This is a genomic window from Bacillus multifaciens (genome assembly GCF_030756675.1).
Lineage (GTDB): Bacteria > Bacillota > Bacilli > Bacillales > Bacillaceae_G > Bacillus_A > Bacillus_A multifaciens.
The window spans coordinates 1-26,204 of sequence record NZ_JAVBXD010000001.1; the positions used below are offsets into that span (position 1 = coordinate 1).

General features: G+C 36.6%; 26 protein-coding genes and 1 pseudogene. 6 read left to right on the forward strand and 21 right to left on the reverse strand.

What is annotated here, in order from left to right; genetic code table 11:
• Positions 1-174: 174 nt before the first annotated feature.
• The 5 genes from ytpR to Q9306_RS00025 all read right to left on the reverse strand — a co-directional run bounded on the left by ytpR (position 175) and on the right by Q9306_RS00025 (position 3,945).
• Entirely contained in the window at positions 175-789 is a 615-nt protein-coding gene (gene ytpR / locus Q9306_RS00005; protein ID WP_306193918.1) for a YtpR family tRNA-binding protein, read from the reverse strand.
• Positions 786-1,598 (reverse strand): DUF1444 domain-containing protein, encoded by an 813-nt coding sequence (locus Q9306_RS00010; protein WP_306193920.1) that lies wholly within the window; start codon positions 1,596-1,598, stop codon positions 786-788. Before Q9306_RS00010 ends, ytpR begins: the two co-directional genes overlap by 4 nt.
• A gap of 68 nt (positions 1,599-1,666) precedes the next feature.
• Complete coding sequence (locus Q9306_RS00015) at positions 1,667-1,981, reverse strand: thioredoxin family protein (RefSeq protein WP_306193922.1); 315 nt, start codon at positions 1,979-1,981, stop codon at positions 1,667-1,669.
• Between the two features lie 330 nt (positions 1,982-2,311).
• Positions 2,312-2,821 carry a DUF84 family protein gene (locus Q9306_RS00020; protein ID WP_306193924.1) on the reverse strand — a complete coding sequence of 170 codons (510 nt, stop codon included), beginning with the start codon at positions 2,819-2,821 and terminating at the stop codon, positions 2,312-2,314.
• Positions 2,822-2,871: 50 nt separating this feature from the next.
• The gene (locus Q9306_RS00025; RefSeq protein WP_306193926.1) at positions 2,872-3,945 is read right to left on the reverse strand and encodes a M42 family metallopeptidase; all 1,074 of its coding nucleotides are present in this window, start codon (positions 3,943-3,945) and stop codon (positions 2,872-2,874) included.
• Positions 3,946-4,088: 143 nt separating this feature from the next.
• Here Q9306_RS00025 and Q9306_RS00030 point away from each other — a divergent pair, with 143 nt between their 5' ends.
• Positions 4,089-4,400, forward strand: a complete 312-nt coding sequence (locus tag Q9306_RS00030; RefSeq protein ID WP_306193928.1) for a PepSY domain-containing protein — start codon at positions 4,089-4,091, stop codon at positions 4,398-4,400.
• An 82-nt stretch (positions 4,401-4,482) separates the two neighbouring features.
• Here the strand turns inward: Q9306_RS00030 and Q9306_RS00035 are convergent, their stop codons facing one another.
• The 8 genes and pseudogenes from Q9306_RS00035 to Q9306_RS00070 form a co-directional block, all read right to left on the reverse strand.
• The gene (locus tag Q9306_RS00035; protein ID WP_306193930.1) at positions 4,483-4,929 is read right to left on the reverse strand and encodes a GNAT family N-acetyltransferase; all 447 of its coding nucleotides are present in this window, start codon (positions 4,927-4,929) and stop codon (positions 4,483-4,485) included.
• Positions 4,930-5,032: 103 nt separating this feature from the next.
• Positions 5,033-6,184 (reverse strand): thiolase family protein, encoded by a 1,152-nt coding sequence (locus Q9306_RS00040; RefSeq protein ID WP_306193932.1) that lies wholly within the window; start codon positions 6,182-6,184, stop codon positions 5,033-5,035.
• Complete coding sequence (locus Q9306_RS00045) at positions 6,181-7,053, reverse strand: 3-hydroxyacyl-CoA dehydrogenase family protein (RefSeq protein ID WP_306193935.1); 873 nt, start codon at positions 7,051-7,053, stop codon at positions 6,181-6,183. Before Q9306_RS00045 ends, Q9306_RS00040 begins: the two co-directional genes overlap by 4 nt.
• 18 nt (positions 7,054-7,071) lie before the next feature.
• Positions 7,072-8,228, reverse strand: a pseudogene (locus Q9306_RS00050) (acyl-CoA dehydrogenase family protein).
• The gene (locus tag Q9306_RS00055; RefSeq protein WP_306193937.1) at positions 8,225-9,787 is read right to left on the reverse strand and encodes a fatty acid--CoA ligase; all 1,563 of its coding nucleotides are present in this window, start codon (positions 9,785-9,787) and stop codon (positions 8,225-8,227) included. Before Q9306_RS00055 ends, Q9306_RS00050 begins: the two are co-directional and overlap by 4 nt.
• A gap of 338 nt (positions 9,788-10,125) precedes the next feature.
• Complete coding sequence (locus Q9306_RS00060) at positions 10,126-10,692, reverse strand: DUF6434 domain-containing protein (RefSeq protein WP_306193940.1); 567 nt, start codon at positions 10,690-10,692, stop codon at positions 10,126-10,128.
• A 127-nt stretch (positions 10,693-10,819) separates the two neighbouring features.
• Positions 10,820-11,692 (reverse strand): DMT family transporter, encoded by an 873-nt coding sequence (locus tag Q9306_RS00065; protein ID WP_306193942.1) that lies wholly within the window; start codon positions 11,690-11,692, stop codon positions 10,820-10,822.
• 61 nt (positions 11,693-11,753) lie between these two features.
• Positions 11,754-12,566 carry a TrmB family transcriptional regulator gene (locus Q9306_RS00070; protein WP_306193944.1) on the reverse strand — a complete coding sequence of 271 codons (813 nt, stop codon included), beginning with the start codon at positions 12,564-12,566 and terminating at the stop codon, positions 11,754-11,756.
• A 212-nt stretch (positions 12,567-12,778) separates the two neighbouring features.
• Here Q9306_RS00070 and Q9306_RS00075 point away from each other — a divergent pair, with 212 nt between their 5' ends.
• Both Q9306_RS00075 and Q9306_RS00080 read left to right on the forward strand, forming a co-directional pair.
• On the forward strand, positions 12,779-13,138 hold the full coding sequence (locus tag Q9306_RS00075) for a transposase (RefSeq protein ID WP_306193948.1): 360 nt from the start codon (positions 12,779-12,781) through the stop codon (positions 13,136-13,138).
• A gap of 7 nt (positions 13,139-13,145) precedes the next feature.
• Positions 13,146-14,018, forward strand: a complete 873-nt coding sequence (locus tag Q9306_RS00080) for a transposase (protein ID WP_306193950.1) — start codon at positions 13,146-13,148, stop codon at positions 14,016-14,018.
• Positions 14,019-14,195: 177 nt separating this feature from the next.
• Here Q9306_RS00080 and Q9306_RS00085 read toward each other — a convergent pair whose 3' ends face one another.
• The 4 genes from Q9306_RS00085 to Q9306_RS00100 form a co-directional block, all read right to left on the reverse strand.
• Entirely contained in the window at positions 14,196-15,224 is a 1,029-nt protein-coding gene (locus Q9306_RS00085) for a LacI family DNA-binding transcriptional regulator (protein ID WP_306193952.1), read from the reverse strand.
• 256 nt (positions 15,225-15,480) lie between these two features.
• The gene (malD, locus tag Q9306_RS00090) at positions 15,481-16,323 is read right to left on the reverse strand and encodes a maltosaccharide ABC transporter permease MalD (protein ID WP_020059351.1); all 843 of its coding nucleotides are present in this window, start codon (positions 16,321-16,323) and stop codon (positions 15,481-15,483) included.
• Positions 16,324-17,625, reverse strand: a complete 1,302-nt coding sequence (locus Q9306_RS00095; RefSeq protein ID WP_306193956.1) for a sugar ABC transporter permease — start codon at positions 17,623-17,625, stop codon at positions 16,324-16,326.
• A 78-nt stretch (positions 17,626-17,703) separates the two neighbouring features.
• Positions 17,704-18,966: a sugar ABC transporter substrate-binding protein gene (locus tag Q9306_RS00100; protein WP_306193959.1), complete on the reverse strand. Its 1,263-nt coding sequence runs from the start codon at positions 18,964-18,966 to the stop codon at positions 17,704-17,706.
• A 304-nt stretch (positions 18,967-19,270) separates the two neighbouring features.
• On the opposite strand from Q9306_RS00100, the gene Q9306_RS00105 reads away from it, so the two are divergent.
• Entirely contained in the window at positions 19,271-21,031 is a 1,761-nt protein-coding gene (locus Q9306_RS00105) for an alpha-glycosidase (protein WP_306193961.1), read from the forward strand.
• Between the two features lie 119 nt (positions 21,032-21,150).
• Here the strand turns inward: Q9306_RS00105 and Q9306_RS00110 are convergent, their stop codons facing one another.
• Positions 21,151-22,827, reverse strand: coding sequence for a glycoside hydrolase family 13 protein (locus tag Q9306_RS00110; RefSeq protein WP_306193963.1), 1,677 nt, complete (start codon positions 22,825-22,827; stop codon positions 21,151-21,153).
• A gap of 274 nt (positions 22,828-23,101) precedes the next feature.
• Between Q9306_RS00110 and Q9306_RS00115 the strand changes: the two genes are divergently transcribed.
• Positions 23,102-24,202, forward strand: coding sequence for an ABC transporter ATP-binding protein (locus Q9306_RS00115; protein WP_306193965.1), 1,101 nt, complete (start codon positions 23,102-23,104; stop codon positions 24,200-24,202).
• A 38-nt stretch (positions 24,203-24,240) separates the two neighbouring features.
• On the opposite strand, the gene Q9306_RS00120 is transcribed toward Q9306_RS00115, so the two are convergent.
• The 3 genes from Q9306_RS00120 to Q9306_RS00130 all read right to left on the reverse strand — a co-directional run bounded on the left by Q9306_RS00120 (position 24,241) and on the right by Q9306_RS00130 (position 25,611).
• Positions 24,241-24,717, reverse strand: coding sequence for an SDR family NAD(P)-dependent oxidoreductase (locus Q9306_RS00120; RefSeq protein WP_306193967.1), 477 nt, complete (start codon positions 24,715-24,717; stop codon positions 24,241-24,243).
• Positions 24,718-24,814: 97 nt separating this feature from the next.
• The gene (locus Q9306_RS00125; protein WP_306194618.1) at positions 24,815-24,913 is read right to left on the reverse strand and encodes a flagellar motor protein; all 99 of its coding nucleotides are present in this window, start codon (positions 24,911-24,913) and stop codon (positions 24,815-24,817) included.
• Positions 24,914-25,155: 242 nt separating this feature from the next.
• Positions 25,156-25,611, reverse strand: coding sequence for an RDD family protein (locus Q9306_RS00130; RefSeq protein WP_306193969.1), 456 nt, complete (start codon positions 25,609-25,611; stop codon positions 25,156-25,158).
• Positions 25,612-25,757: 146 nt separating this feature from the next.
• Between Q9306_RS00130 and Q9306_RS00135 the strand changes: the two genes are divergently transcribed.
• Positions 25,758-26,192 carry a DUF3997 domain-containing protein gene (locus Q9306_RS00135; protein ID WP_306193971.1) on the forward strand — a complete coding sequence of 145 codons (435 nt, stop codon included), beginning with the start codon at positions 25,758-25,760 and terminating at the stop codon, positions 26,190-26,192.
• Positions 26,193-26,204 lie beyond the last annotated feature (12 nt).

The following is a 26,204-nucleotide window of genomic DNA, read 5'->3' on the forward strand; positions in this document are numbered from 1 at the left end:
CCCCTAAGAGAAAAAAACATATAACTAAATACTGGATAGACCTAAGTACTAAGTCTCATTAATTTACACAGACTTCTTGACAGAACCGATATATTCCAAAAAGCGCCGATATATTGGTGGACAAACAAAAATAAGAGCTAACTCCATAAGTATGGTGTCAGCTCTATTTTTTATTTAGAATTTAAACTCTTGTCCAACTTCATAGCTGTCTTCAAGTACAAGAATTCCTTTTTCTTGCGGAGCATCTGGAAGCTCTAATTCACGTGCTGAGCAAATCATACCAGAAGATGGAATGCCACGAAGTTCTGCTGGTTTAATTAACATACCACTTGGCATTACTGCACCGATTTTCGCAACTACTACTTTTTGACCTGCGTCAACGTTTGGTGCACCACATACGATTTGTAATGTTTCTGTACCAACTTCTACTTTACATACGTTTAATTTATCCGCATTTGGATGTTTTTCTTTTTCTGCTACGTAACCAACTACAAATTTTGGTGAAAGATCTGCTTCTACTGTTTCTGTAAAATCGTTCTTCGCCAAAATTTCATTAATTTTTTCAACAAGCTCTTTCGTTAATGTAAGGTTGCCCGTTTCTGTTACTTCCATATAAGAAGAAGCATTAAAAATGTTGAATCCTGCTGTTAGATTGCTTTCGCGATCGAAAACGCGTGCTACATCTCCTTTACGTTCAAATGTGCGGTTTTCTAATGTAATATCTTGCAGGGCAACAATTAATGTATCCCCAATACCTTCAAGGTTATAAAAAACGTTCACTTTGTTCATCCTTTCTCTTTTTCACTTCGTTCTTTCCGATTTTTCGCCAAAATAAAGATTGGTTCAAAATTACCATCTTCATATACGAATGAAAGTGATGTAATCGGAACATGACCTTCTGCAAAAAACTTCATTGTCATTTGTGCAATAATATCATAACCGATTTTGTTCTCGATATCAGCAACAATTAATACATCTTGGTGCGGAACCGCAACAACCATGTCACCAGAAATTTGTTTCCGCATCTCTCGTAATAATGAATCGTTTAAAATACGGCTCGCATCATACCCGTCATTTGTATTTAAGAAATAAAATGTATTTCCAGCGACTTCATCTTGCTTAAATTCAGTACGTAAAGAGCGCACGTTGAATAGTGCCATTTCACGTACTTGTTCTTCTGTCATTCCAATTTGCTTCAGCAAACGCTGATCAATAAGGCGATATGTTTTATCTGCATCTAACGCATAGTAAATACGTGTTTCTGCTGTATGTTCCGTCATGACAAACGGATTTCCTTCTTCCGCTTCTTTCGGAAAAGAAGTGGAACGGATAACAGGCAAAATCTTCGCCGTACTCGTTACTTCTTTATGCATCGCAACGAGGGCTTCTTCTACGTAATAGACAACTTCTTCAATTGCCTTTTCTTTCTTTACCTCCCACTTCGCTACAATACCTGGAAGAGAAACCGTAATTCCTTTTTTCGTATTTGTCTGCTCAATGCGAAGTGTTTCCTTTTCACTATCGTACTGAAAGCTCCACTCTTCTCGTTCAAGGTGCTTCATCAGTTCGTCTTTCATCTTTTTACTTGTCATTTTCATACCGTTTACCTCCCTTCCGAAAAAAACAACCTCCACATATGAAGATAGAGGTTGTTCTCAGTTTCACTTTATTTTAAACCTTCAATGAACTCTTCAATTTGCTCCTGCGTTTTACGATCTTTGTTTACGTAGCGGCCAATTTCTTCTCCCTTATTGTAAGCGACAAAGCTTGGAATACCAAATATGTCTAATTTGATGCATAGATCGATATATTCATCGCGGTCTACATAATAGAAAGAGAACTCGCTATACTTTTCTTCTACTTCCGGCATAAATGGATCGATAAAGCGGCAATCTGGGCACCAATCTGCTGAGAATAAAAAGATCACTTTCTCTTCGTTTTTCAATTCTTGAAATTGCTCCATACTTTCTAATGCTTTCATCTATAATTCCTCCCTAAAAAGAAGTATGTATTTACTAAATTAATTTGTAACTACTCAGCCATACATTGCATTTAGAATTTTAGTAAGGGGAAATACGCTTACCTATAATTGCTGCCATGAAGGTGAAAATGGACCTACACCTCGCTGCCTTTCTTTGTTTTAAAACTTTGCGCGTGGCAGGAAAAGGCCCTGACCGCTCCTATGCATCGCCAGTCCCTCTCGCCTATTTAAAAAAATGCTTTTTTTCCTTTTTTTACAGAGTAACTGAGTAGTTACTCAGGTTTTTAAATTGTATTTATATACTACCATACATCGCTCGCAGTGCAAGGTTTATGCTTTGCTTCTGTCATACATATATTGTCCAACTAATAGCTTTACAACATGCACAAACAAATCCGTCCGATCTACATAATTGTTTGTAAAAATACCGATTGCTCCTTCATTGCTGCGAATATCACGCTGCTTCGTGTAGTCTTCCATCACTTCACTTAATTCTTTTCCTTCTTCAAGAGGCTGAATAAACTCATCCGGCAGTTTCATACGTGCTCCGCCTGCGGTAAATAGCTTGCCTTCTTTCGTCGCTAAAGCACCCCAGTTACACATAAACAAACCATGATCTGTATGCATCACGCCGCCTTCTAAACCAATTCCAATATCCGCTTTTCCTTCTGCTAATGCTAATTTTGCTCGGTTACTTGCCCCTTGCAGCGTTTCTTCATCAGAAAATGGCTGCGCTGATACATGAGACGGGACAGATAGTGACATAATTTCTGCTTCTATAAGTACTTGCTGAACCGCATTTACTTTCACTTTGTTTTTCGATCCAACTACTACTTTCATGTTTTCACCTCAAAATTTAAAAAGAAAAGGCCGCATTCGGCCTTTCCATATTAGACATTTTCTTTAATTGTTTCAAATGTTGTTTTATCTGTCGCTTTTACTAACTGAATCAGTAATTCTTTCGCTGCTGCATAGTCATCAATATGTAAAATTGAAGCATGCGTATGAATGTAACGAGCACATACACCAATCACAGCAGATGGTACACCAGAGTTACTTGTATGTACGCGTCCTGCATCTGTACCGCCTTGTGATACGAAGTATTGATACGGAATATTATGTGTTTCTGCTGTGTCTAAAATAAATTCACGAATGCCGCGGTGTGTTATCATAGAACGATCATATAATCGAAGTACAGCACCTTTTCCAATTTGACCAAACTGTGTTTTATCTCCTGATGCATCGTTTGCTGGACCTGCATCTAACGCGTAGAAAATATCAGGCTGAATCATATTCGCAGCTGTTTGTGCACCGCGAAGGCCAACTTCTTCTTGTACAGTTGCACCAGAATATAGTGTGTTTGGCAATTTTTCATCTTTTAACTCTTTCAATAACTCAATCGCAAGACCACAGCCATAACGATTGTCCCAAGCTTTTGCCATAATTTTCTTTGGATTTGCCATCGGTGTAAACGGACAAATTGGTACAATTTGCTGACCGGGTTTCACACCAATTTCATGTGCTTCCTCACTGCTATCTGCACCGATATCAATTAACATGTTTTTTATGTCCATTGGTCTGTTACGTTGTTCATCACTTAATAAGTGCGGAGGAACAGACCCTACTACCCCGATAATCGGACCGTTGTCTGTCATAATTTGTACACGCTGTGCTAGTAATACTTGACTCCACCAGCCACCTAATGTTTGAAAACGAACCATTCCGTTTTTCGTAATTTGCGTTACCATAAAGCCAACTTCATCCATATGACCAGCTACAAGAACGCGCGGACCATTTTCGTCACCCTTTTTTAAACCGAAGATACTCCCTAAACGATCTTGTACAATTTCATCTGAGTATTTACTTAGTTCTTGCTTCATAAAACGGCGCACATCATGCTCAAATCCTGAAGCACCTTGCAGTTCTGTTAACGTACGAAATAGTTCCATTGTCTCTTTATTCATCGCGGTACCCTTCCTTCAATCCAGTTATAGAATCACTCTTTTCATTGTAACGAAATTTTCGAAATCTTTCTAGTTTCTTCTTTTTTTGTGTAATTTGATTTATACTTATGAGGAAAAACTTTAATTAGGATAGAGGTGAATGTATGAACTGGAAAAGCTTACTAGCGGGTGTTGGTTTAGGTTTTGCAGCTGGATATGTTGTTGCAAATAAAGTACAAGAACAGTCCCACATTTCTTCTGAAAAAGCATTAAAGATGGTGAAACAAGCATTAAGTCATAAAGGTGAAATTACAGGTTCTTGGGTACATATGGTTCCTGAGACGTTTGAAAAATATGATGTTACTTACGATGTATACCGCGGTGGTATTACAACATTATTACAAGACGTACAAGAGCGATTTGAATTTTTAGTAGATGCAAAAACAGGTACAATTTTAGAAGTAAAAGTTGCTTAAGGATGCAAATTGGTTTTAAGTAGTTCCAGCACCAAAAAGCTTGGATTACATGTAAATCCAAGCTTTTTATTTATATGTCTTTTCATAAACAGAATTTTGCTAACCGCTCACCCCAAGATGATAATTCCGTCTCTATAAAACCTGCCTTTTGATACGCAAACTTTGCTGCAAGATTTTCAGGATGATAACCAATCATTATAAGTGGAATATTTGTATCATTCATTCTCCTTATTTCTTCAATAACCAATTTTATAGCATGTATTCCTATTCCTCTCCCTTGGAACCCTTTATCAATCATCAGTCTGTAAATCCAATAATTATGATCGTCAGGGTCTATTCCAAACATAGTGAAGCCTACCATTTCGTTATCAAGATATATGCCTTTTGCATAGAAGTTGTCTAGAAACTGCACTTCTGCAATTGAATACAAATTGGAAGCGATAAATGGTTGTTGTTCTTGGTTCACCGATAATTGAATCGCATCTTCCCAGTTACTTTTATCGATCGTTTTTAATGATAGATGTTTCAATATAACTCTCCTTATTTTATTAACAATGATTGCAAAAGACCAAATCGAATCGTGATCTGGTCTGCTAATTCGTATACAATTTACAGTGTTCCTGCACCTGTTGTTATATTCTTTCAATAATTGTCGCCGTTGACATCCCGTGTCCGATGCAAATTGTAAGTAAGCCGTATTTTCCGTTTCTTCTTTCTAATTCATGAAGCAGAGATGTCATCAATTTCACACCTGTTGCTCCGAGCGGATGTCCTAATGCGATAGCACCGCCGTTCACATTTACTTTATGTAAATCAGCCTCCAGTTCTTTTTGCCACGCCAACACGACAGAAGCAAATGCTTCGTTAATTTCGATTACGTCCATATCATGAATTGTTAAGTTTGCTTTTTGCAATACTTTTTTCGTTGCTGGAATGACGCCGTCTAGCATCATTGTAGGATCTGAACCAACTACAACTTGATTCACAATCCGCGCCCGTGCTTTAAGCCCTAACTCTTTTGCTTTTTCACTATCCATTAACAACATGGCTGCTGCTCCGTCACTAATTTGACTCGCATTCCCCGCTGTAATCGATCCATTCTCTTTAAACACCGTCTTTAAATTTGCTAGCGCTTCAAGAGAAGTATCTGCACGCGGTCCTTCATCATTTGTAACAAGTATTGCATTTCCTTCTTTATCGATCCCATTTACTGGGACAATTTCACGTTTAAAGTATCCTGCTTCTATTGCCTGTAGTGCGCGCTGATGACTTTCATATGCATAGTTATCTAGCTGTTCTCTTGTAATTCCATATTTTTCAGCAATCATTTCTGCCGATACACCTTGATGGACAATTTCATATTTTTCATGAAGACTACTTGGAATTGTATTTGCATTGCCATCACTTAAAATTGGTACTTTCGTCATATGCTCAACACCAGTAGCAATGGTAATATCCATATCACCAGATTTAATCTCTTGCGCTGCAAAATGAATTGCTTGTTGTCCCGAACCGCAAAGACGGTTAATTGTTACAGCAGGAACAGTAATAGGAAAATCCGCTTCTAAAGCAGCAAGTCTCCCAATATTAAAACCTTGCTCCGCGATTGGTGTCACACAGCCCATGACAATATCCTCTACCATACCTTTTTCGATATCGGCACGCTTTATTACTTCATTCAGCGCCACTGCTGCAAGTTGCACAGGATGGAGTTCGCGAAATGCCCCATTTCTTTTTCCAACTGGCGTACGTACTGCTTCAACAATTACAACTTCTCTACTCATATTCTCTCGCCTACTTTCCCTTTTTCATGATCATAGAATCCTTTTCCCGTTTTTCGCCCAAGATGCCCTGCCTCGACCAATTTCACAAGTGTTTGCGGAGCACGGAACCTGTCACCAAATGCTTCGCTTAAACCTTGACTTGCAAATAACATCGTATCCAATCCGACATAATCCGCTAACTCAAACGGCCCCATCGGATAGTTCAAACCAAGTTTAATCGCTTTATCAATTTCTTCTTTACTTCCTACGCCTTCCTCATACATACGCATACACTCTAACAAATGCACCGCAATCGCTCTTGAAGTAACAAATCCTTGCATATCTTTCACAACGACGGTCTCTTTTCCAATCTCTTCTGCTAACTCTTTCACTATTTGGATTGTATGTTCTGCTGTATCAACTCCTCTCACAATTTCAATCAGTTTCATAACAGGTGCTGGATTAAACCAGTGCATTCCTAACACTTTCTCCGAGCGATTTGTCGCACTTGCAATCGCCGTTACACTTAATTCAGACGTATTTGTTGCAAGAATAGTAGACGGGGAAGAATAGCAATCTAGCTGTTTAAAAATCTCTTTTTTCAGCTGTAAATTTTCTGGAGCAGCTTCAATAATAAGCTCGACATCTTTACATGCTTCCTCTAGCGTTATAGTAGACACGATATTCGCAAGAACTTGCTCCTTATCTTCTTCGCTCATCCGCCCTGCCTTCACAAACCGTCCTAGACTTGTTGTAATCCCCTTGTATGCTTTTTGTATACTTTCTTCTGATACATCATACATTTTCACGCACTTTCCGCCCATCGCTAATGCCTGAACAATACCACTTCCCATAATCCCAGCACCAATCACCGCAATATTTCGAATCATCATTTTCCTCCCCTTTCATTACAACCCCATACTTTTCGCAATAATATTTTTCATAATTTCATTTGTTCCTGCGTAAATAGCGCTTACTGGAATGTCTCTGTATCTCCTTGCAATCTCGTATTCTTCCATATACCCATACCCGCCGTGCAGTTGCATACACTCCGCTGCTACTTTCTTCGCAATGTCTGTGATCCACCACTTTGCCATCGATACTTTCGTTACAATGTTTTCACCTTGCATATGCGCTGCAATACATTCATTCACAAACGTACGGCCAATTTCAATTTCTGTATACATTTCAGCAAGCCTGAATTGTACAGTTTGAAAATCACTAATACTTTTCCCAAATGCTTTTCGTTCTTTTACGTAGTCCTTTGTTACACGCAGCATCACTTCCGCAGCTGTTATAGCCGCAATTGCAACAACGAGGCGTTCTTGCTGTAATTTGTCCATTAAATAATAGAAACCTTTTCCTTCTTCCCCTAACAAATTAGAGGCAGGAACTTTCACATCTTCAAAAATGAGTTCCGCTGTATCTTGACTATGCAATCTTACTTTTTCGAGTTTTCTTCCTCGCATGAATCCTTCCATTCCTCTTTCTAAAACGAGTAAACTAATTCCTTTATGCGCCGGCTTTACAGTTGTATCTGTCTTACAAACAACAACGACTAAATCTGCATGAATCCCATTTGTAATGAATGTTTTTTCACCGTTCACAACATAATGATCGCCTTCTTTTCGTGCCGCCATACGAATACTAGCTAAATCAGAACCAGCTCCCGGCTCTGTCATCGCAATAGCGGTAATATATTCACCACTTACACATTTAGGAAGCCATCGTTTCTTTTGCTCTTCTGTCCCATATGATGTCAAATACGGAACAACAATATCATTATGTAAACCGACTCCTACTAAACTTGAACCTACCTTTTCTAGTTCTTCATTGATTACAACTGAGTACCCAAAATCAGCTTCAGCTCCGCCGTACTTCTCTTCTACCATTGGACAAAGAAAACCGCTTTCTCCCATCTTTCTCCCATCTTTCTCCAGAGAGACCGCGGAATGATCCCGTCCTTCTCCCATTGGTTATAGTGAGGGTACGCTTCTTTTTCTAAAAATTTACGGAAAGCATCACGGAAAATGTGATGCTCCTCCTCTAAATAGGCATGCTTCATCGTATTTTTTTCACCTCTGTCCCTTGATTACGTAAAATAAACTTTTGAATTTTCCCGCTCGCATTTCTCGGCAGCTGCTCCGTAAATACATACCGGCGCGGACGTTTATAATCAGCGAGTTTATCGCTTTGCCTGCAATATTCATCTAACATTTCTTCTGTAAGAGACCCATCCTTAGAGACAACGTATGCAACGACGCGCTGCCCCCATAGATCATCTTTCTCCCCCAATACTGCAACGTCTAACACACCTTCATGCGTATACAAAAAGTCCTCTACCTCACGCGGATAAATATTCTCTCCGCCGCTCACGACCATGTCATCAACGCGATCAGCTACATATAAATACCCATCTCTATCGACATACCCTAAATCTCCTGAATGGTGCCATCCTTTATATAAAGCCTTTTCCGTTGCTTCTTGCTTATTGTGATACCCTGCCATCACACATGGGCCTCTCATAATAATTTCTCCAATTTCATATGGAGGTAACACATCATCCGGCTCAGACGGTCCATCATCGTTCGGGCGAACAACGCGAATTTCATGATTATACCCAGCCTTTCCTGCCGAGCCAATTTTCGAAAGCTGCTCATGCTCTCGTAAAAATGTAACGGCCGGTCCCATCTCTGTCATTCCGTAAGCTTGTACTAACGAAACATTCAGTTTTTCATCGCAAGCTTTTATAAGCGCAGGGGCCATCGAAGCCGCTCCGTATAAACCGTATTGAAGCGATGATAAATCATACTGCGCTAAATCTTCCTGCAGCAGCATATTCCACATTGTCGGTGCAGCAAACATAACTGTCACCTTTTCATTTTGAATCGTCTCCAAGACAAGCTTTGTATCAAAATGATGAAGAATAATATTTGTCGCACCGCTATGTACTCTTGGGATAAAACAACAATGAAGTTCCGCACAATGAAACATCGGCGCTGTCACAAGGCCGCGGCTATTTTCCGTGTAATGTAAATAAGCAACGCCCATTAAGCTTTGCTCAAGAATTTCCCGGTGGCGATGAAGCACACCTTTTGGACTTCCTGTCGTTCCGCTCGTATACATAATGGAACAAATGTCATCTTCATTCACTTCTACTTTTTCAAATTGCGGCGTAGCAGTCGCTACTTTTTCTTCATAGGAAACAGAAAACGATGGCTTATTTTGATCAATATACCAAAACTGAATGTGAGGAAATTGTGTATGAATGCTTTGTATTTGGGAGGATAGTTGCTGTTCAAAAAGCACGATTTTAGGAGAAACGTCTTCTAATATATAAGTAAGTTCTTGCGGTTTTAACCGAAAATTAATTGGATTGAATACAGCACCAATTTTTGCACAGGCAAAACATGTCGTTGCCAGCGCGCTACTATTAAAAAGAAATGTCGAAACGCAGTCTCCTTTTTGAATCCCGCTTTGTTGGAACGCATGAGCAAGTTTATTTACCTGTTCATTCCACTCTGCATACGTCCAGCGAATCTGTTTTTCAGGCTCAACAATCGCTTCCTTATTCGGATAATTCCCAGTCGTTAATTCCAGTAGTTTTCCAATGGTCATATACACGATATTTTTTCCCTCCTATTTATTAAAACGCTTTCATTTTTAACTATCTCCCTATTAAAAACAAGATAGCTTGGGGAATATTATAACAATTTTCAGAATACTTTACAGGTGAATCTTTCGACAAATATATAACTCTATATTTATTTTTCGACAGATAAATCGCGGCTATGCAGAATACAACATGTCAGCCACTGGCCTGCTCCTTTTGTTTAAACCTGGCATGTGGCAGGAAAAGGCTCTGACCGCTCCAATGCGCGGTCAGACGCTCTCGCCCTCCCCTAAAAAAAAGTTTTTATGTCGTTTTTTCAGTTTGTATTTATATATGCACGGACAGATGCTTAGTTCGGTCTATATGTATTACTTCCAGGCAGTTTCTTAACCTTGTTCCAAGCTTCAATCGCTTCTTTACGAGTTTTCCCTTTATTGTTTGGATCCGTGAAAAAGTCACGAGTAAATTGGTTGTATTCAAATTGAGGAGCAATGTCTTTCTTATATGTTGGATCTTTCTTACGCTCTTCTTCTTCATACCAAGCAACTACAACATCACGAAACGTTTTTCCTACATTACTTTTGAAATAGTTTTGAATATAAGTAGAAAAGTGAAACTTTGGAATTACTGTCTTGAAAAATGCTCTTACGTCCTGACTACAACGATGATTTTCCGTAATAATTGTATCAAGGCTTAAGTTCCCTAGTACCTGGGACTGTGCCTTACTTTTCGGCTTTCTTAACGCTTTTTTGATCTCCCCAGTCTGAAGAAACGTTTCAATTCTATCTGTAATCTCCATCTTAGAACCAGATGCACTTATTCCATGTTCCCTGCAAAATGATTGCAACTCTTCCTTTAGCCAATAAAAATCTTTGAAATCTTGAATTGAAATATTCTTTGTAAGATTCGGTCTCACTGTTCACACCTCCACATATACCTCCATTCTAGAACGTAGGTTCGTGAATTACAATTCTCCATAACGAAAAATAGAGTTTGTTTAAAAAATTCATGAAAACAAACTCTAGATATCTTTTACATGTATATTAAGCTTCTGCTAATTGCCGTTCTTTTTTCGGAGAATAGCACATTCCCGCAAATACGAGGAAAATGCCGAGAAGCTGATACATATCAGGACGGTAATGCAAAATTGTAACATCCAGTAAGATTGCAACAACCGGATCAACAAAGACTAAAATAGCAATTGTTTGAGCCTTTAATTCTCGTAAACTACTAAAGAACAAATAAAACACAAACCCTGTATGAATAAATCCTGTAACAAGGATATAAAACCAATTTTCAGCGGCAAGATGCATAAATTTTGACCAATCCACAAATGGAATCAACATGACAACACCGAGGGTCGTTTGTATGAAAGTTGCTAATAGCGGGCTCAGTATTTGAATTCCCTTTCCTGTAATGGAAGTAAGTGCGTAGAATAATGCTGCGGCAAACGCCCATAGTACACCTGTGGATAAAAATTCGGAAACGGTTGTATGTTGATGAATGCCTCCAACTAACAATGTACCTATAAAACAAACAAAGAAAAAAAATAAACCTGTTCCTGTTATTTTTTCTTTAAAGATAACAGAGCCTACAAGAAGCACAATAACAGGTGCTAAATGATAAATCGATATCGCTACAGTAATAGGCATGACTTCAATGGAGCGAAAGAAAAAGACCCAGTTTATAATAAGAAACAGGCCGCATAGTAAGGCAAGTGCATACTCCCGGCGCGGAATACAGTTCTTCTGTTTCGTTGTAAATGAGCGAAAAAACCATATTCCCCCTAACAGAACACTTGCACAAAGACATCGTACAAAGACCAATTCAATCGACGGAAGACCTGTTTTAATCGAAAATAGGCCGATGGAACCAAATAGGGCCATCGAGACGGCAAATTTTAATTTTGCATACATCTAATTCCCCTCCAAAGTCGTTATAATTATAACGACTATTGTTTTGTGCGAAAAAACAGCTTTACATTAAGTTGTTTTTTCCTGTCATAACATGAATTAAATCTTCCCTTTTCTTCCATAGTTCATCTAACTTTTCAGGACCGAACGCAGTTGTAACTTCTTCGACCATAATGTCATGGCGAATGTATTCAGTAGCAATTAAAACGAGTGCTGGATCGGTTGACTTCACAGCCCATTCTGAACCTTTGTCGCTAAACTTAGCAATTAACGCTTCTTCTTCATCTCGAACGAGAATCGTCAAATACCCACCCATACGCTTACTAACAATGTCGGGCGCCATGTAATTGTGATGATACGTATTTCCTAGCGTCTTATCTTCTGCACCAAATAAAACTGTAAAAATAGGGATTGATCCTTCTTTTTCTCGAACAGCTTTTTCAATATCTTTCACAATAGGAGACCAAATGGATAACCAAAGTTCTTTATTTGCCTCTCGAATCATCGAAAGCATTTCTTGAACAATATGTTCATACTGAACAATTCTCGTGACAACATCTATCTTTTGATCACTTTCTAACGTCGTAAGAGATGATTCGAGCACTTCTAATGATGCATCCATCTCTTCTTTCAAACGAGCAAGCAACAGTTTCGGTTCAACAGGCTTATAAACAATCGGATCAGAAGGAACCGTTTGAATGGCTCCTTTATCAAGCAATTTTCCTAATACCTCATAAATCATGGAGCGCGGAACGCCAGAACGCTTACTTAATTCGTAACCAGTAATGGCGGGTGCTTTTAATAAACCGATGTAAGCCTTACATTCGTATTTTGAAAATCCATGTTTTTGCAATTCGGTAATTGCTTTCTCTTCCATAAATCCTCCTCAATAGTAGTTATTCTATTAACTACTATAAAACATCCATAATGAAATGTCTATATTTTCAGTTTTTTATTAAAACGTGAAAAAGTATCAGTCAACATAGACTGATACTTTTCATACTGTTGAAAAACAATCTAGTCAATAGACAAAAACTAAAAATTTAGATAAAATCTCCTCGTGAATGAAATGAAGCGAGGAGATTTTTTATGTACGTTACATATTCCATGAGAAAAGTTGAAGAAAATCGAAAGTACTATGAAATGATGTATGATGCTTCGCATCATTTAGTAAAGATAGATCAAATAATGGATTGGGATTTTGTGACAAGGAAGTTAGAAGTGTTCTATCCACATCGTATTGGTCGCCCAACGAAAGATCCAATTATGTTAGTGAAAATCTTATTGATTCAGTATTTGGAGGGCTTTCGTTCGGTTCGTTTCACATGTAAACAGGTAAAACAAAATGCGACATATCGTTGGTTTTTAGGTATTTCTCCAAAAGAGAAAATTCCAGATCACTCAACAATCTCTAAGTTTCTTTCGCAACGAAGGATTTATCGCGAATGAAACATGGGTGGCGGATGAAACAGAATTAAAAGCAAACGCAAATAAACGTATCCGCGAAACCCTAATAGAGGAGAAAGTCATAGAAGAAAAAGACAAAGATTTAGCGATTATTAACAATCACCGTTTGCGTCATGGAAAAAAATCTCTACCAGCGAAACGTTCAAAAATAGAAGAAAAACAGACAAAGGTTAGCCCGGTAGATCCTGACGCACGTTTATCTATCAAACACGATAAACGCGGGCGATTTGCATATTTTGAACACCGGGTAGTAGATTCGCTTCATAATTTTATCATTGCCACAAATATCACTGCTGCGAATGTTCCAGGACATCGTAAATTGATTGAACAAATTGAGGGATTAAAGAAATTATTTGGGAAGTATGCGGGAGAAATCGCCCTTGATTCAGGCTACTACAACGCTTCCCTCGCACGCAGATTGTTTCAACGTCACTTCTTTGTCTACATATCTTATCGCCGATTCAGCACAAAAGAACATCCGCAGTGTCGTCGTTACCACTTTAAACAAGTAAACGAGGATCTCTATGCGTGTCCTTGCGGTGTACCATTTTATTATAAAACAACAAATCGTCAAGGATATCATGAGTTCAAGCCACCTAAAGGAAGCTGCGAATTCTGTCCATTTGCGAAAAAAGAAAACGAAGACCGTGTGTTGCGAATTTCGATTCATCAAGAAATTTACGATCAATTAAGAGAACAGCGCTTGTCGATGAGAGGGAAAATTCTCCGTTCTGTTCGTCCATCTACAGTGGAACTGAGTTTCGCACATAGTAAAGAACTCCACGGTTTGCGCTACGCGCGATACCGTGGAGTTCAAAAAGTTAAAACACAAGTTTTGATGACGGCCATCATACAAAACTAAAAAAAGTGGACCAAACTTCGCTCACTTAAGCGAGTTGGTTTACACCTAACACATCAAATTATAGAAGAAACTACTTTATAAAACAAATATAAATCAAAGAAAATGCCAAAAAAATTTGGCATTTTCTTTGACATAATCTTTTTTCAACAAAGTGAAAACTAAGAGAAAATTCTTCTCTTAGTTTTTTTCATTTTCACTACAAGTTTGACGTTTCACCAATTTATGAGGAATAATGATACACTTTGGTGAAGTTTCACAGTGTTCAACTTTATCAACTAAATATCTTGCCGCTTCGTAACCTAGCTGATAAATATTTACATCTATCGTTGTTAATGGTGGATTGGCCATTTCAGATAACAATACGTTATTAAAACTAACAATAGAAATATCTTTCGGTACGGAGATTCCCTTTTCTGATAATGCACTTAATACACCTAATCCAATTAAATCATCCGTTGCGATAATAGCTGTTGGCTGTTCACTAAGTGTCATCAGTTTTTCTACTGCTTTTTGACCGCTTTCTTGTAAAAAACCTAGATTTAAGACATACTCAGCTGGCAAAGAAATATCAGCTAATTTTAATGCATCTGTCATCCCAGCAAGACGATCTTTCGTAACGAGTAAATCTGAATCACCACCGATAAATGCAATTCGCTTATGTCCAAGTGAAACTAAATATTCCGTTACTTCTCGCGCCGCCGCATAATTATCATTATCAATATATGTAATCTCTTCTTTTCGATCATATGGTTTACCAATAAGAACAAACGGAAAATTTTGTCCCTGTAAATATTCTAAAATACGGTCATTCATACGAGAATACAAAAGAATAATGCCGCCAATTTGCCTTCCTTGCACCATTTTCACAACAGCATCAAAAATCTCTTCTTCCGTCTCTCCAGTTGACATATACAATGAGTATTCTTCTCCGTGTGCAAATGAGCTAATTCCTCGAATAACCTCTGGAAAAAATGGATTTTGAAACGATTTACTTGCAGAACTCGGCATAACAAGTCCAATCGTTTTTGTTGTTTGATTTGCAAGGCTTCTCGCATTTAAATTCGGATGATATCCTAATTCAGTCATTACTTTACGAACACGTCGTTTTGTTTTCTCACTAATGCTCGGATTATCAGCAATTACACGTGAAACTGTAGAAGGAGCAACATTTGCTTTTTTTGCTACATCTTTAATTGTAACTGTCATAAATTTGTTCCCCCTCTCTTCTTTGATTTATATGATTTATACTATTTATATACAAGCTAAAAAACCGACATAAAAACGCACACTGATTGAAGTTTCACTTTATTAATATCAATCTATATTTTCCCTCTTCATGTATTGTAATGGATAGATGGTTATTTTCCTATACCATATAGTATTTTTTTGAATTTTTCTTCGTTCCTATACTTGCTAAATCGATTCTTCGATAAAAAAAGATAAATGGGACATAACGTCCCATTTATCCCTTCGTCCCTCCAGCAGTTAAACCAGAAATAAAATATTTTTGCAAAGATAAGAACAAAATTGAAATTGGTATCGCAATTAATACCGAGCCTGCTGCAAATGTTGTAAATTCATTACCGAATTTTTTCGCTACCATTTCATATAATCCTACAGCTAACGTATAATTTTCCGGTGTACGTAAAATGATACTTGCTAAAATAAAATCAGTAAACGGACCAATAAAAGTAAATAACGCTACAACCGCAACAATCGGTTTTGCTAAAGGCATAATAATTTGCCAAAAAATCCGAAAATGTCCTGCGCCATCCATTCGAGCTGATTCATCTAATTCTTTCGGAATCGTATCAAAGTATCCTTTCATGAGCCACGTATTCATCGGAATTGCACCGCCAACGTAAATTAAAATTAGTGCTAGATGCGTATCCATTAATCCTGTTAGCTGCGCTAAAATATACAATGCAATTAACGCTGAAAAGTTTGGGATCATTTGAAGAATTAAAAATGTTACTAGCCCATTCTTTCTTCCGACAAAACGATATCTCGAAAATGCATATGCTGTAAAACTAATTGACAATACTGAGAAAATCATTGTCAAAACACTAACTTTCAACGTATTTTTATACCAAAGTACATAGTTACTTTGGGAGAGATCCAGTAGTTTTTTGTAATGATCCAGCGTTGCATTTTTAGGAATGATACTCGATCCAGAAAGACTATCTCCTGGATTAAAGGATGATCCTACAATCCATAATAATGGATAGAAAATAATCACACACATCATGAAAATTACGAAATAACTTAATGAAAGACGTAATATCTTCTGTCGTTTTATGTTCATTTACATCATATCCTCTTCTTGGAATGATTTTGTTCTTTTAAATTGCCATAAAGCAACTGAAATAACAATTAGTGATAAAATCATCGTAAGTGCTGCTGCTTTCCCATATTGAGCCGATGTCATCGTCAACTTATAAATCCAAGAAATTAAAATATCTGTCCCACCTGCATCTTGTCCTGCTACAGCCGGACCGCCGCCATTAAACAGATAAATAATACTGAAATTGTTAAAATTAAACGTATATTGCGTAATTAATATAGGAGCAGTTGCATATAAAACGAGCGGTAATGTAATTTTACAAAATTGTTGCCAAGCTGTCGCACCATCTACCGTCGCAGCCTCATACAATTCACCTGGAATCGATTGCAGTATACCTGTCGTCATCGCAAAGATAAACGGAAAACCAAGCCATGTTTGAATGAAGATTAACGCGACTTTTGTCCAAAATGGATCTGTCATCCAAGCAATTTCTTTAATTCCAAATAGAGCTAACACTTGATTGTTAATTGCTCCAAATGATTCGTTAAACATACCAGCAAATACGAGGATCGAAACGAACGCTGGAACAGCCCAAGGTAAAATAAAGATTGTACGAATTACCGCTTTCCCTTTAATTCCTTGTTGATTCACTAAAATTGCCAAGAAAACTCCAAGTGCTACTTGCAATGTTGTTGCCAAAAACGTCCAAATGATTGTCCAAGAAAATACACTTATAAATGTATTTCGCCACATTGGTAATGTGAAAATATCAACAAAATTTTTAAAACCAACCCAATCTACAAGTTTTGCAGGAGGAGAATGATATAAATCATAGTTTGTAAATGCAATTAGTATGACGAAAATAATTGGAAGTACAACAACAAAGATTAATAACAGAAATCCTGGCGAAACCATCATATACGGAAAACCTTGGTCTAATAAATGATGGTACTGCTCTTTCACAGAGTGTAACGGTATGCCTTCATCACGCTTTTTCCCATTTTGATACGCATCATATATATTAAATGCATAAATACCTAGTCCAAATGCAGTGACGATCAGCGCTAAAATCCCTTTTACTAAAAGAAAGATAGAATGATCACGAGGAACTTCTGTACCGAGCGTTACAATTCCCCACAATCCAATATTTAACAAGTCAGCAAATGCTACAAAAAACGAACTAGTTAATATTAGAAAAATAATACCTTTTACATATTGTTTATTGTACAGTTGACCAATACCCGGAATAATAGACAACGTTGCCGCTGTTTTTCGGTGTTTTGAACCGTTTCCTGCATGAGCTGGTTCAATGGATGTCTGCATGGTTCTTCCCCCTTTTTTTCTTCCCCTTGGAAGGAGGAGAATTCGTGTCTTTTGTATACAAAAGACACGAATTCTATATTATTTTTTCTTACTATGATTTGCTTCAATGTTTCCTTTAATTTGTTTCACAGCCCCATCAAGTGCCGCTTTTGGATCTTGTTTGTTTGTTACAACTAATTGCAACGCATCACCAGCTGGTTTCCAAACTTCTTGCATTTCTGGAATATTCGGCATTGGAATACCATTTTCTGCTTGTGCTACTACTGCTTTTGCAGCTTCGTTATCTTTAATAATTGGATCTTCCATCACTGATTTCACTGGAGGAATTTCTTTTGTCTTTTCAAAACGAATTTTTGCATTTTCTTCATTTGTTACCCAATCAGTAAATTTTGCTGCTAAATCTTTATTTTTTGAGAAGCTTGTTACATGCCATCCTTTTACACCAACAAATGTTTTCATCGGTTGACCATTCGGTAATTTAGGCATTGGAGCTACACCATAGTCAATCTTTGCTTTTTCAATCGCTTGAAATGCCCATGGACCGTTCATAATAGACGCTGCTTTTCCTTCATTAAATAATCCATCTGCAGCTGATCCGCCAGACTCACCGATAATTCCTTCTGGGAATAGTTTTTCTTTATACCATTTTTGAATAAATTCTGCACCTTGTACTGCACCGCTATTGTTTAATCCAATATCTGCAGGGTTTGGTTTACCATCTTTTTCACCAAATACATAACCACCCATACCAGCCATAAATGCATTCGCAAAGTAGAAGTTATCTCCTAATGCTAAAAATCCATATTTTCCGTTCTTTGTAAACTCTTTTGAAAAATTAAATAGTTCATCCATTGTTTCTGGTACTTTTGGCATTAATTTTTTATTATAAATGAATATAGGGGTTTCAATAGCTTTTGGTAAACCATATAGTTTCCCATCATATGTTTGTGCTTGTAATGATAAATCAGTAAACTTACTCTTAACAGAATCATCTACTTTTATTTCAGAAAGCAGTCCCTCTGTTGCTGCATTCCCAATTTGATCATGTGGCAATGTCACAACATCTGGTCCTGTACCAGCTGGACCGTCAAGGCGAAGTTTTTTTACTTGCTCTGTCATCTGAACTTCTACAACTTTTACTTTTACATTATATTTCTTTTCAAAACTTTTTACGGCTGGATCTAAACCAACAGCTTTTTTCTGGTCTTCCCAAACAAGAAGATCATAATCTTTCTTCTCCTTGCTCGCTTCTTTTTTTCCTGAATCTTTCGGACCACACGCGGATAACATTCCGATTGTCAAAGCTGAAACTGTTAATAAAGATAACGCTTTCTTCTTCATCCCTAACTACCTCCCAAATTATGTACATAATACCTTAAAAATGAAAACGTTTGCATATAATGGTTTAATAGAAGCACAAACAATTCTCTAATTTACGAAAACGTTTGCGCTATTTGTCTATCATTATACATTCTTTTATAGATTTTGCAAATATTATTTTTCAAAAAATTTACGTAACCAATCTTTATAGTCATTGACTTTACATAAAATGAGTACTACTCTTATAAGCAATATTAAAGTTATATAAAAAGCAATCGTTTGCGATATATCTTTATTTTTAAAAATAGTAAAGGGGGCTTTTTACATGTTAAAAGAAGCAATATACCATAGGCCAAAAGATAATTACGCATATGCTTACAATGAAAAAACACTTCATATTCGGTTACGTACGAAAAAAAACGATGTAGATGCAGTGTCCTTTATTTATGGGGATCCATATGAATGGCAGAATAAGAAGTGGCTCACAGCAAAAATGACAATGGAAAAGAGCGGTTCGACGGATTTATTCGATTATTGGTTTGTATCAATTGAACCGAAATTTAAGCGCTTACGATATGGATTCGAACTAAAAAGCAGTACGGAAACTACTATTTATACAGAAAGAGGATTTTTCTCTGAAGCACCTACCGACGACGTTGGCCATTACTTTTGCTTCCCATTTATACATGAAAAGGATGTTTTTTCCGCCCCTTCATGGGTAAAAGATACAGTGTGGTATCAAATTTTCCCAGAACGTTTTGCGAACGGAGATGCTACATGTAATCCTACGGACACTCTTTCTTGGGGTAGCACAGTGCCAACTGCAACAAATTTTTTCGGCGGAGATTTCGCTGGCATTATGCAACATCTTGATTATCTTGAAGCACTCGGTATTTCCGGGATTTACTTTACTCCAATCTTTACGGCACATTCGAATCATAAATACGACACAATTGACTATATGGAAATCGATCCTCAATTTGGAACGAAAGAAACGTTTCAAAAGCTTGTCGAAGCATGTCATCAACGCGGTATTAAAATTATGCTAGATGCTGTATTTAATCATAGTGGATACTTTTTTGATAAATTTCAAGATGTTCTTGAAAAAGAAGAACGCTCACCTTATAAAGATTGGTTTCATATTCATGAATTTCCAATTCAAACAGCACCTGTTCCTAATTATGATACATTCGCGTTTACACCCGATATGCCAAAACTAAATACTGCTCATCCAGATGTAAAAGAATACTTACTAGAAATAGGCCGTTATTGGGTACGAGAGTTCCACATAGACGGTTGGCGACTTGATGTTGCAAATGAAATCGATCATAGCTTTTGGAGGGAATTTCGCAGTGAAATAAAAGCAATTAATCCTGAAGTGTATATTTTAGGAGAAATTTGGCATGATGCACAACCATGGTTACAAGGAGATCAATTTGATGCTGTAATGAGTTACCCAGTTACAAACGCCCTCCTTTCTTACTTTGCACATGAAACGATTACAGCTAGTGAATTTATGGAACAAATTACATCATCTTTACATTCATATTCCATGAATATAAACGAAGCTGCTTTTCATCTATTAGATAGCCATGATACACCACGGATTTTAACAACCTGCAACGGTAATAAAGAAAAAGTGAAGTTACTTTATGTATTCCAACTCTCCTTCATCGGTTCGCCATGTATTTATTACGGTGATGAAATCGGAATGGAGGGCGGAATGGATCCAGGCTGCCGAGCATGCATGATTTGGGAAGAAGATAAACAAGATAGAGGGTTCTTTCAACATATACAAACACTAATTTCCCTACGAAAGCAATATAAAACCTTTAGTGGACACGGTTCATTTCAATGGATTGAGGCAAACGACAAACACAATTATATTTCTTATATAAAAACATACAAGAAAGAAACAATCTTTTTTGTTTTAAATCCAACAAATCATAAAGTTACAGCTTCTATCCCTTATGATATCGCTGGTAAAAAGATTACAAACTTATATACACAAGAAGAGTTTTCAGCTGAAACAAACTCACTACAAGTTACACTTCCACCATACGGATTTTCAATTTTGAAATGGTAAATCAGAAAAGCCTTGTTAAAAAAACAAGGCTTTTCTTTATTTATAATCGGCAATGTAACGACTGCAGACAACCATTCATTAGAAACTGAGATATGTTACATCCTGTAATTTACATATTATTATTTCAGTTTATACACCCTTGTTTCATAAGGCTGTAAAGCAATATTTTCAATTAATTCACTCTGCACATCATAATTGTGTATTAATAACTCTGAACTACTATGTGTTATCTCTTCTGGCAACTCAAATACACATGATTCCTCAGTAAAGTTTGCAATAACAAGTAATTTCTCATCTTTCCATGTTCTCACATAAGCAAAAATAGACGGATGTTCTTCTAAAATCAAGTCATATGTACCATATACAATGATTTCATGTTTTTTACGAAGCTCAATCAATTTCTTATAATAATAAAAAATTGATTGCGGGTCACGTAATGCTTGCCACGCATTGATATCTTTATAATTAGGATTTACTTGTAACCACGGCTTACCTGTTGTAAATCCCGCATGTTCGCTGTTTTCCCATTGCATTGGTGTCCGAGCATTATCGCGCCCTTTCGCATAAATAGATTGCATCACTTTTTCATGATCTTCACCACGTTCTATTACTTTTTCACGATACATATTCAGCGTTTCGATATCACGGTACTCATCAATTGAAGCAAATTGGACATTTGTCATTCCAATCTCTTCACCTTGATATATATAAGGAGTTCCTTTCATCATATGAAGTACTGTCGCTAACATTTTCGCTGACGAAATACGATAAGATTTATCGTTACCAAAGCGAGACACAACACGTGGCTGATCATGATTATTCCAATACAAACTATTCCATCCTGTATGCTCCAATGCCTTTTGCCACTTTGTTAAATTTTGCTTTAGTGTAAGGAGTGAGCATGGAAGCACATCCCATTTACCATTCTCTCCGGAATCTAAGTCCATATGTTCAAATTGAAATACCATCTGTAATTCCTGGCGCCCTTCAGCTGTATACAGTTTAGCTTCTTCCGTTGTTACACCCGGCATCTCACCAACTGTCATAATGTCATATTTAGACAGTACTTCTTGATTCATTTCATGTAAATACGTATGAATATTAGGTCCATTCATAAAGTATTGATGCCCTGATACATACCCTTCCGTTTCGGTATCAACAGATGGGAGCCCTTCTGTCTTTGAAATAAAATTAATGACATCCATACGGAAACCATCAATCCCTTTATCAAGCCAAAATTTCATCATCTCATAAATTTCTTTACGTACATGCTCATTATCCCAGTTTACATCCGGTTGCTTTTTTGAAAATAAATGTAAATAATATTCATCTGTCGTTTCATCATACTGCCAAGCCGATCCACTGAAAGCAGCTCCCCAATTATTCGGCTCTTTTCCATCTTTTCCTTTACGCCAAATATAGTAATCTCGATATGGATTATCTTTTGATTTTCGCGATTCAACAAACCAATGATGTTCATCTGAAGTATGATTAACAACTAAATCCATCATTAATTTCATATTACGTTTATGCATTTCACTTAACATTTCATCCCAATCATTCATCGTCCCAAATTCATCCATAATCTTACGATAATCACTAATATCATAACCATTATCATCGTTTGGAGATTCATAAACTGGTGATAACCAAATTACATCTATACCCAGTTCTTGCAAATAATCAAGCTTTGAAATAATTCCACGAAGATCACCAATTCCATCACCATTACTATCCATAAAGCTACGCGGATAAATTTGATATACAACACTTTCTTTCCACCACTGTTTCTCCATCATGCTACCCCATTTCATTATTTAATTGCAAAACAGGCGCAAACGTTTTCATTACTGAATGATAACAGATTTAAAAAAAAATGAAAACAGACTTACATTTTTTATCATCAAAAAATATAAACTTATTCCTCGATTAACACTAAATAAACAATAATTAAACTACACTTCTTTAAAAATATGAAAACGTTTTAATTTTTTTATTTATTTTTTTTATGCATTCGTATATAATAAATCCAAAGAAAACGTTTGCACACTTTTGCTAGGAGGAAAAGTCATGGCAGAATTAAAATTAGAAAATATTTACAAAATATACGATAACAATGTAACAGCAGTAACAGACTTTAATTTACACATACAGGATAAAGAATTTATTGTATTTGTCGGTCCATCCGGGTGCGGGAAATCAACAACATTACGAATGGTCGCTGGTTTAGAGGATATTTCAAAAGGTGAATTCTCAATTGATGGAAAAATAATGAATGATGTTCCTCCAAAAGATCGTGATATCGCAATGGTCTTTCAAAACTATGCACTTTATCCGCATATGAGTGTTTATGATAACATGGCATTCGGCTTAAAACTTCGTAAAATTCCAAAAGAAGAAATTGATCGCCGTGTGAAAGATGCAGCCCGTATTTTAGGACTAGAAGAATATTTAAATCGAAAACCAAAAGCATTATCTGGAGGGCAACGACAACGTGTTGCATTAGGACGTGCCATTGTTCGTGATGCAAAAGTTTTCTTAATGGATGAGCCATTATCAAATCTTGATGCAAAATTACGTGTAACAATGCGGTCAGAGATTTCTAAGCTTCATCAAAAACTAGGAACAACAACTATTTATGTAACACATGACCAAACAGAAGCTATGACAATGGCATCACGCCTTGTTGTTATGAAAGATGGGAAAATACAGCAGATTGGAACACCAAAAGAAGTATATGAAACACCCGAAAATATTTTCGTTGGCGGATTTATTGGCTCCCCTGCGATGAACTTTTTCCGTGGTCAGTTAACAGAAAATTACTTTGTAATAGATAATAAGATAAAAATTAAAGTATCTGAAGGAAAAATGAAACTGCTGAGTGAACAAGGCTATATTAACAAAGAAATTATTTTAGGAATTCGTCCAGAAGATATTCACGATGAACTCTTATTTTTAGAAGCTTCACAAGATACAACATTTACAACAAAAATTGATGTTGCCGAACTATTAGGTGCAGAATCTATTTTATATATGAAACTTGGAAATCAAGATTTTGCAGCACGTGTTGATGCGCGACATATGTTTGCTAACGGTGATCAAATCCAGCTTGCTTTCGATATGAATAAAGCACACTTCTTTGATGTAAAAACTGAAAATCGCATTCGCTAAATACAAAGAAACCGTCCATATTCATGGGCGGTTTTCCATTATAATACTACTTCTGCTGTATGAAATGATTGTTGTCTTGCTCCTATAACACCAGAAATCGGTAAATCTGTTAACATCATTTCTTCTTGCTGTTTCATAAAAGATGACGTCAATTGTTTTATTTCTATCCAGACGTCATTTATGCAAATCATAGTGGAATCGTTCTCTTTTTCATGAGAAAATATTGGATCTATTTTATATAATCCAGCATTATTAAACAACATATCAACTCTATTATAGACTTCAAGTGCAACTTCTAAAACATGTCGCCAATCACTTTGTTTACCCATATCGTGAGTAACAAAAATTGCATCTCCACCTAATTCTACAATTTCATCAACTGTTGCTTGTCCGCTTTCCTCATCAATATCCGTCACAATTACTTTGGCACCTTGCCTTGCCAACAAAAGAGCTGTGCTACGACCAATACCAATGCCACCACCTGTTACAACGACAATTTTTCCTGCTAGCTTCATCGTCATTACCCCTTCTGGTTAGTCTTACCGTCACAGTATACTCCTTTTTTCAAAGCATCCGCAAGCAGGAAAAGATAGATATATAAGATGTAATCGTTTACTTTTGAACTTTCTCTTTTTTCTTACTATTATACTGGTCAAAAGCTAGACCGACAAAAATAAGAATTCCCCAAAATAATAAACTTCCTCCCATCAGTTGCCTCCCCAAATATAAATTTATTACTCTTTATCATAAAAATATCATTTTCTTAATTTTCAGTCTAATTAAATAAAAAAAGCACGCCTTTTTGTGGCGCGCCATCAATATGGAGGGTACTATATAGGAGATGCCTGTCCTATATAAATTCTATTATACCAATTAAAAATATCGAATTTTGTAAAAATTTATACTTAGTAAAAATTTTTATTAAAAAAAGAGAAGCGGCTGCCTCTCTTTCTCTATACGACACTCATAACTTTTGTTTTTACTATAAGATCATGGAAACCGCTATTATCACTTCTAAACAGCATCATATATATATTACATATCACTGGAATCCCGAGAAATAAAATATTTGGTATTAACAATACAAAAAACCTCATTGTTAATATCCCTAACGTTAACTTTTCATTTGTAAGTGATACAAGCTTTGTACGGGTAAATTTTTTCCCTGGTGTATATCCATTCCAAATGAATGGTACAACAATAAAATAAAGCGCCATTAATAAGCATACAAGTCCAAGGTCATAACGGATGTCTCCTGAACTTACATTAAAACGATTCAAGATTGCTTTATAGTTTCCTGTTGTAATTGCGACAACAGCACCATACAGAACAGAAATGAAAAACATATCGATAATCGCAGCCCCGATGCGATTCATAACAATCGCTGGACGATGTATTTTCAGATTCATGTTGTGTCGTCTCCTTTTTTCTATCCTTTATTAACTGTTTCATCGTATCATGTCTAAAAACAGTTGTAAACAACTCATAAATTGGTGTTTTACTCTCTTTTCCTGTACAATATGTATCAATCACATTTCGGAAGGAGGAGCTCATATTGAAACGATTCATCATCTTCTGCTCTTTCATACTTTTAGCTAGTTGTTCAACAGATTCTAATCACTCTTATTACAGTGTTAGTGATGAATATGAGCTCATTAATGTTACCGGTGACGCACTAGAACTTTTCCCTAAATCAGACGCCTTGTATGCTTCTCAATATATTCCATCAAAAATTGTAGAAATCGCTTGGAACGACGCTTATATTTTAGCAAAGCAAATAGAACAAACAGATGATCCTAACAACCCTGACGCTTCTATTACCAATCAAGCAAAAGAAAATTATTGGATTATTGATTTAAAAAATAACCGCCGATTCGGCCCCTATACAAAAAAACAATTTGAAGAACAAAAACAAGAATTTCGTATCTCAGAACAACTGCAATTACAGAACGTGAAAACTTACCTTACAAAAGAAAAACAAGCATCTTAAAAAAGGTCAAAT